The organism is Sporosarcina obsidiansis, from assembly GCF_009651005.1.
Classification (GTDB): Bacteria; Bacillota; Bacilli; order Bacillales_A; family Planococcaceae; genus Sporosarcina; species Sporosarcina obsidiansis.
Map to the genome: position 1 here is coordinate 1 of NZ_WHVW01000039.1, position 7,028 is coordinate 7,028.

General features: G+C 43.5%; 6 protein-coding genes and 13 tRNA genes. 16 read left to right on the forward strand and 3 right to left on the reverse strand.

From position 1 onward, the window contains the following. The first annotated feature begins 129 nt into the window (after window positions 1-129). The 13 genes from GD002_RS17355 (at window position 130) to GD002_RS17415 (ending at window position 1,320) form a co-directional block, all read left to right on the forward strand. A tRNA-Val gene (locus tag GD002_RS17355) sits at window positions 130-205 on the forward strand. 22 nt (window positions 206-227) lie between these two features. Continuing rightward, a tRNA-Met gene (locus tag GD002_RS17360) sits at window positions 228-302 on the forward strand. Window position 303: 1 nt separating this feature from the next. Continuing rightward, window positions 304-379: transfer RNA gene (locus GD002_RS17365), tRNA-Asp, on the forward strand. 49 nt (window positions 380-428) lie between these two features. Continuing rightward, window positions 429-504, forward strand: a tRNA-Phe gene (locus GD002_RS17370). 15 nt (window positions 505-519) lie between these two features. Next, window positions 520-592 (forward strand) — tRNA-Thr (locus GD002_RS17375). A gap of 8 nt (window positions 593-600) precedes the next feature. Then, window positions 601-685, forward strand: a tRNA-Tyr gene (locus GD002_RS17380). Window positions 686-688: 3 nt separating this feature from the next. Further along, window positions 689-759: transfer RNA gene (locus tag GD002_RS17385), tRNA-Trp, on the forward strand. A 19-nt stretch (window positions 760-778) separates the two neighbouring features. After that, window positions 779-854 (forward strand) — tRNA-His (locus tag GD002_RS17390). A gap of 43 nt (window positions 855-897) precedes the next feature. After that, window positions 898-973, forward strand: a tRNA-His gene (locus tag GD002_RS17395). Between the two features lie 4 nt (window positions 974-977). After that, window positions 978-1,049, forward strand: a tRNA-Gln gene (locus GD002_RS17400). A gap of 8 nt (window positions 1,050-1,057) precedes the next feature. After that, window positions 1,058-1,132: transfer RNA gene (locus GD002_RS17405), tRNA-Gly, on the forward strand. 7 nt (window positions 1,133-1,139) lie between these two features. Beyond that, window positions 1,140-1,213: transfer RNA gene (locus tag GD002_RS17410), tRNA-Cys, on the forward strand. A 26-nt stretch (window positions 1,214-1,239) separates the two neighbouring features. Next, window positions 1,240-1,320, forward strand: a tRNA-Leu gene (locus GD002_RS17415). Between the two features lie 274 nt (window positions 1,321-1,594). Here GD002_RS17415 and GD002_RS17420 read toward each other — a convergent pair. Further along, a complete protein-coding gene (locus tag GD002_RS17420; protein ID WP_153733628.1) occupies window positions 1,595-2,107 on the reverse strand; it encodes a DIP1984 family protein in 513 nt (170 codons plus the stop codon). After that, window positions 2,104-2,820 (reverse strand): B3/B4 domain-containing protein, encoded by a 717-nt coding sequence (locus tag GD002_RS17425; protein WP_228548417.1) that lies wholly within the window; start codon window positions 2,818-2,820, stop codon window positions 2,104-2,106. Before GD002_RS17425 ends, GD002_RS17420 begins: the two co-directional genes overlap by 4 nt. A gap of 46 nt (window positions 2,821-2,866) precedes the next feature. Here GD002_RS17425 and queG point away from each other — a divergent pair, with 46 nt between their 5' ends. Together queG and trmL are read left to right on the forward strand one after the other, a co-directional pair. Further along, the gene (gene queG, locus GD002_RS17430) at window positions 2,867-4,003 is read left to right on the forward strand and encodes a tRNA epoxyqueuosine(34) reductase QueG (protein WP_153733632.1); all 1,137 of its coding nucleotides are present in this window, start codon (window positions 2,867-2,869) and stop codon (window positions 4,001-4,003) included. Window positions 4,004-4,020: 17 nt separating this feature from the next. Further along, window positions 4,021-4,497, forward strand: a complete 477-nt coding sequence (gene trmL, locus GD002_RS17435; RefSeq protein WP_153733630.1) for a tRNA (uridine(34)/cytosine(34)/5-carboxymethylaminomethyluridine(34)-2'-O)-methyltransferase TrmL — start codon at window positions 4,021-4,023, stop codon at window positions 4,495-4,497. 248 nt (window positions 4,498-4,745) lie between these two features. On the opposite strand, the gene GD002_RS17440 is transcribed toward trmL, so the two are convergent. After that, complete coding sequence (locus GD002_RS17440; RefSeq protein WP_153733633.1) at window positions 4,746-6,044, reverse strand: NCS2 family permease; 1,299 nt, start codon at window positions 6,042-6,044, stop codon at window positions 4,746-4,748. A 158-nt stretch (window positions 6,045-6,202) separates the two neighbouring features. On the opposite strand from GD002_RS17440, the gene GD002_RS17445 reads away from it, so the two are divergent. Beyond that, entirely contained in the window at window positions 6,203-7,027 is an 825-nt protein-coding gene (locus tag GD002_RS17445; RefSeq protein WP_153733631.1) for an aldo/keto reductase, read from the forward strand. The last annotated feature ends 1 nt before the right edge of the window (window position 7,028 follow it).

The following is a 7,028-nucleotide window of genomic DNA, read 5'->3' on the forward strand; positions in this document are numbered from 1 at the left end:
GCCCCTTGGTCAAGCGGTTAAGACACCGCCCTTTCACGGCGGTAACACGGGTTCGAATCCCGTAGGGGTCACCATTTAAATAAAAACAAAAGTAACGAAGTAACGCGAAGTGGATTATAATTTTACCCAGGAGGATTAGCTCAGCTGGGAGAGCACCTGCCTTACAAGCAGGGGGTCGGCGGTTCGAGCCCGTCATCCTCCACCATTTATTTCTTTTATAGTATTATCGCGGGGTGGAGCAGTGGTAGCTCGTTGGGCTCATAACCCAAAGGTCGCAGGTTCAAATCCTGCCCCCGCAACCAAGGTCCCGTGGTGTAGCGGTTAACATGCCTGCCTGTCACGCAGGAGATCGCGGGTTCGATTCCCGTCGGGACCGCCATTTTTTACATAAGCTTTGTATTAAGCGAAGATCTTAAACATAGCGATGTGGCTCAGTAGCTCAGTCGGTAGAGCAAAGGACTGAAAATCCTTGTGTCGGCGGTTCGATTCCGTCCTGAGCCACCATTTATTTTTTCATTTGCCGGTGTAGCTCAATTGGTAGAGCAACTGACTTGTAATCAGTAGGTTGAGGGTTCAAGTCCTTTCGCCGGCATCCTTACTGGTGGGGTAGCGAAGTGGCTAAACGCGGCGGACTGTAAATCCGCTCCCTCCGGGTTCGGCGGTTCGAATCCGTCCCCCACCACCATTTAGGGGCATAGTTCAACGGTAGAATAGAGGTCTCCAAAACCTTTGGTGTGGGTTCGATTCCTACTGCCCCTGTTTTCCAAAAAAGATTATGGCGGTCGTGGCGAAGTGGTTAACGCATCGGATTGTGGTTCCGACATTCGGGGGTTCGATTCCCCTCGTCCGCCCCATGCATAATTCACTCATCACTATACTATAATAAATAATATCATGGCGGTCGTGGCGAAGTGGTTAACGCATCGGATTGTGGTTCCGACATTCGGGGGTTCGATTCCCCTCGTCCGCCCCATTAGTGGGGTATAGCCAAGCGGTAAGGCAACGGACTTTGACTCCGTCATTCGTTGGTTCGAATCCAGCTACCCCAGTTAGTTTCGCGGAAGTAGTTCAGTGGTAGAATACGACCTTGCCAAGGTCGGGGTCGCGGGTTCGAATCCCGTCTTCCGCTCCACTATGTTGGCGGCATAGCCAAGCGGTAAGGCACGGGTCTGCAACACCCTTACCACCGGTTCGATTCCGGTTGCCGCCTCCAAATTTCATTAAAAATTTTTTACACATGCCCGAGTGGTGGAATGGCAGACACGTCGCACTCAAAATGCGATGCCGCGAGGCGTGCCGGTTCAAGTCCGGCCTCGGGTATCACCAAAGGACACAGCATTAGCTGTGTTCTTTTTTTTATCCTTTAATTATATAACTGCATATAAAAAGCAGGCCTCCCATCCATCGAATGAAAGGCCTGCCATAGAGGAGAAACATGAACTTGTATGCAGTAAAGGTTCATTGCCGTAGACAAGGATGGTCATGGGTCATCGGTCAATGTGTGAAAGGTAACGAGTCATCGGTTTATGCTCGTAAACTAGTTGTTTCAGTTTCTCACTCTATGCCTCGGAAAAGAGTCTCACCTTTCCAAGGTTTAGAAATAATTGGAGCCATCAAACTTTAAATCAATAGCATAGTTCTTCGTATTGATCCGATTAGATAGTTGGTGAGCCGACTTCTCTGCTTGCTGTACTTTTTGTCGATAGGCTTCTGGATCAAATAACGCCAAACGATAAACAGTCGTTGTTTCAGCATAGCCGTACTGAATTTCTTCTTTATTTGCTAATGCGAATTCTTTATAAAACTCTGCTTTTGCTCGTAATTGAATGGCTAACTCGATAGCTTCAACAAGAGTGATCTGTTGACCCTCGAATTCAACGGTATTTAGGCTGTTTGCTTGATAGATGAGAAAATCTAGCGTTCTTTGATCTTTTCTCACTTGCTCCATTTCGTTTTCAACAGTACTTAAAGTTCTGGAGACTGGTTGAGGTGTTGTTCCTTTTTCCACAGTCATAAAAGCTACTCTACGTGCTTCTGCTTCCAATTCACGTATTTGTTTGGAGAGAATACTCTTTAATTTTATACCTTCCGCTAATGTGATGGTCATTTCTTCACCTCGTTTTCAATCATGCAGGATCGAATCTGCGCATGTAGCACTCTACTTATGTAATTCCCACCGTTTATGCTAGTAAACATTTTACCGCACGCCTCAGTTAATTGTTCCGCTTCTGTAGCATCCAAAGAGGGACGAAGGAAAAGCAGTTGGAGAACATTCTCGGTTTCTTCTGTGACAGCTGTGCGAATAGAGTCGACGTGAGGACTGCCAAATGGGCTGTAATCATCGGACAAAAGTAAAAGGTTATAGAAGTTATTGAATTGATTATTCAAGCCTACATAGCCATCCTCAGCTGTCCCAATTGATAGTTGAATGTTTCCGGCTATCTTGTCCGTATCGTAAATAGTAGTTGGAATTTCATACTGTAGAGAAAAGAACGTGTTTAAATCTTCGGCACTGTGAAAGGAAGAGGTATACTCATGGGCCTTGATTCGTTTAATCAGTGTTTCTAGAATTGACGGGGTGTTCGTGGGATCTGCACCAAGTGTTCTCCAAATAGATTGCCATTCTGCAATACCTGGAAAGTCCGTTAGTTCTTTATCGAGCAGTTCAAAATATAGTTGTTCTTGAAATAATTGCAGACGTCCTTTCAGCATCTGGGGTGATGCGGAGACAGTTGTTTTGTTATAATAGAGAATGCCTAATTTGAAATCTGGAATTTGCGTGAATATAGAAGGATGAATAGTAAGTTGCAAAAGGATCACCTACTTGTAATTTTACTCCATCTTATCATAAGGGAGGCGGGGAATGGTGAATGTCGCTCAGTTGCAAGAAGAGGTACGTGAGTTTGCGGCGTCCATTGGAATAGACAAAATAGGTTTTACGACAGCTGCCCCGTTTGTGAAATTAAAAGACCGATTAAAACAACAGCAACAATTAAATTATCAATCCGGTTTTGAAGAGCCAGATATAGAGAAACGTACGGAACCACTACTGTTGCTTGAGAAAGCGGAGAGTATTATATCCATAGCTGTCGCGTATCCCTCTAAAATAAAAGACAGTCCAAGAGGGAAGAAAGGAGAACGGCGAGGAATGTTTTGCCGTGCCTCGTGGGGAGAGGATTATCATACCGTACTTCGGGACAAGCTCGCGCAGTTGGAGCTCTTCATCCTCGCCCAAGTACCCGATGCTAGGCTGCGTTCGATGGTGGACACGGGAGAGCTTGTCGATCGGGCGGTCGCAGAACGAGCGGGGATAGGTTGGTCTGCAAAAAATTGTTCCATCATCACGCCCGAGTTTGGATCGTATATCTATCTAGGTGAGATGATTACGAACCTGCCGTTTGTACCTGATAATCCGATGGAAGATCAATGTTTGGACTGCACATTATGTTTGGATGCGTGTCCTACAGGAGCGCTCATACAGCCAGGCCAATTAAATGCCCAACGTTGTATCGCATTTTTAACGCAGACAAAACAGCCCGTGCCAGAGGAATTTAGACAGAAGATCGGCAATAGATTATATGGCTGTGATACATGCCAAACGGTTTGCCCTAAGAATAAAGGGATGAATCATACGCATCAACAAACTTTTACACCAGAGCCAGAACGTGTGAAACCACTACTGCTGTCACTTCTATCTTTATCCAATCGTCAGTTTAAAGAACAGTTTGGACATATGTCTGGTTCTTGGCGTGGCAAAAATCCAATTCAACGTAATGCGCTCATTGCGCTGGCGCATTTTAAAGATGAAGCGGCTGTTCCAGAGATAGGGAAATTATTAAAAGACGATCCTAGGCCGATGATTAGAGGGACTGCTGCTTGGGCACTCGGGCGCATTGGGACTAGTCAGGCTGAAGAGGAATTACAAGAGCAATCCCAAAATGAGGGAGACACATCAGTGTTAAGAGAAATTCATCTGGCTATTGAACAGATAAACACTAACTGAAAGAAGGTACTGTAGAAATGACGATTCATGTAGCTTTATTCGAACCACAAATCCCCGCAAATACGGGAAACATTGCAAGAACTTGCGCAGGGACTGATACGGCCCTTCATTTAATTCGTCCGTTGGGTTTTTCTACTGATGATAAGATGCTGAAGCGAGCAGGGCTGGATTATTGGGATCATGTGGACATTACGTATCATGATGGAATTCAAGAGTTTTTGGAGAAGTATCCAGAAGGTGAGTTCTATTTCATAACGAAGTTTGGAGAAACAAGCTATGATTCATTCGATTATTCTGATGTAGAAAAAGATATTTTCTTTGTCTTTGGAAAAGAAACAACGGGATTGCCTAAAGAAATAATCTCCAAACATAAAGAAAATTGTTTACGTATTCCGATGAACGACGAACATATTCGTTCACTAAACTTATCAAACACGGCAGCAATTTTGATCTATGAAGCATTGAGGCAGCAGAAATTCGCCCACTTAACGTAATTCGAAAAAACGGGACTGGCAAGAAGCCAGTCCCGTTTTATTGTACTTATTTTTTTGCTTGACCTGGTTTGTCTTCATATCCACCTGTAAAAATAGCAGATAAAAATGCGAAACAAACAGCTCCAATTAATAATAGTCTCATCTGTTTGTACCTCCTGTAAAATCAATAGTCCTTCACACAGTATACAGTAAAATGATAGAAAATGAAATGTTCTTCGCTATACTTTGTGACAGGTTCTTAACAAAACTCAATGTGGCAAGAATAATAGTTGATAAGCAAATAATATAGCAAAAATATAAAGCAATAAAGGTACTTGTTTAGCTTGTCCTTTTGTTATTTTCAGCAATGGATAGGTAATGAAGCCGAGCGCGATTCCTGTTGCGATACTAGAAGTAAGAGGCATCGTCAAGATCACCAGAAATGCTGGGAATGCTTCATCAAATGAATCCCAATCAATTTGTTTTACAGCTCCAATCATTAAGCTACCTACAATAATTAAAGCAGGTGCGGTGATGGCTGCTACGCTAGATACTGCACTGACCACTGGGCTGAAGAATGCTGCCAATATGAAAAGGACGGCAACTGTTAACGTTGTCAGACCTGTGCGGCCACCAACTGCGACACCTGAAGACGATTCAACATAGGCGGATGTTGGACTTGTCCCGACCATTGCGCCCACTGAGGCGGCAAGTGAATCAGCAAGAAGCGCATGACGGGCACGTGGTAATGACTTACCTTTCATGAGTCCAGCCTGTTTAGCCACTCCAATCATCGTCCCTGTCGTGTCAAACAAAGTGACAAGTAAGAAAGCAAAAACGACACCATACAGACCATGTGAAATGACGTCGCCCATAGCATGTACAGGATTCCACACGAGAATACCTTCTGGTAAGTGAGGCATTTTCATGAATCCTTCAAACTTAAGTTGCTTCGTAAAGAAAGCGACAATTCCTGTGGCAATCATCCCAATAAAAATGGCTCCGTAGACATTCAAATTCATTAAAATAATTGTGACGATTAAACCAAAGAGCGTCAGCAGAACAGGGGGGGATGTCAAATCTCCCAGTTTAACAAGTGTGGATTCATGCGGTGCCACTAAACCTGATAAACGCATTCCTAAAAAAGCAATGAACAGTCCGATACCCGCTGTAATTCCATGTTTTAAGTTCTCTGGAATGGCCTCGATCAACTTTTCTCTGAAAGAAGTCAGCGATAGTAAAACAAATAAGAGACCTGCGATAAAAACGGCAGAAAAAGCTGTTATATAATCAAGTTGACCATCAGATCCGATCACGACAGAAGCGAAATAGGCGTTTAATCCCATTCCTGGTGCGATCGCTATCGGATAATTTGCGAATAGAGCCATCCAGACTGTACCGATTACAGTCGCGATGATCGTAGCTAGAAAGACTTGGTCAAATGGCACGCCTGCATCGGCTAAGATAATCGGGTTGACGATGACAATATAAACCATAGTCAGGAAGGTGGTCATCCCGGCTAATAATTCAGTTTTGACGGTTGTGTGATTCTTTTCTAATTGGAACAACATGCATTCTCTCCTTAAATAACGAACAAAGTTAAGATCATAGACCATAATATTCGTTTAGGCAGTAGAAATCAACCCATTATATTGAAAAAGTTGTTCGTCAAACTACTGAAAAGGTTGTACAATTGAACTAGAAGGTTAGCGAAGGAGGAATTTTCATGTCGACTATTTTTGATCATATGATTTTATTGAGCAATGGTGTACAAATGCCGCAGTTTGGGTTAGGTACTTATAAGATGACGGATCCTGAAGAAACACTACGAGCAGTAGAGAAAGCGATTTCATTAGGTTATCGGGCAATTGATACAGCATCTATTTATCAGAACGAAAGAGAAGTGGGCGAGGCGATTCGGAATTCAGGTGTTCCACGTGAAGAATTATTTATTACATCAAAAGTGTGGAATGATGAACAAGGGTATGATGAAACACTACGGGCCTTCGAGCGTTCATTGACAGCACTGGATATGAATTACTTAGACTTATATTTGACTCATTGGCCTGTAAGTGCAAGTTATGTGGACACGTACCGGGCAATAGAGAGACTGTATGATGAGAAATTAATTCGAGCGACAGGTGTATCGAATCATCATGAACACCATTTACAAGAACTCTTTGCGATCGCCAATATTCGGCCAATGGTAAATCAAGTAGAACTGCATCCCTTGTTAACACAACAGCCTCTTCGTGAGTTTTGTCATGAACACCAAATCGCAGTTACCTCTTGGAGTCCTTTAGCTAGAGGGAAACTACTACAGGACCCGACATTATCGGCAATTGCATCCCAGCATGACAAGACGGTTGCGCAAGTGATCGTTAGATGGCATATCCAGCATGATTTAATTGTTATACCAAAGTCGGTGACGATAGAGCGCATTAAAGAAAATGGCGAGGTATCCGATTTTGCACTGTCTAGTTCGGAGATGGCAATGATTGATGCATTGAATCGTGATGAACGAACGGGTACAGATCCAGATACGTACTAAA

What these genes read in the sequence shown, in the direction of transcription:
- GD002_RS17420 (WP_153733628.1), bottom strand. Translation starts at nt 2,107, where the DNA reads ATGACCATCACATTAGCGGAAGGTATAAAATTAAAGAGTATTCTCTCC.
- GD002_RS17445 (WP_153733631.1), top strand. Translation starts at nt 6,203, where the DNA reads ATGTCGACTATTTTTGATCATATGATTTTATTGAGCAATGGTGTACAA.
- trmL (WP_153733630.1), top strand. Translation starts at nt 4,021, where the DNA reads ATGACGATTCATGTAGCTTTATTCGAACCACAAATCCCCGCAAATACG.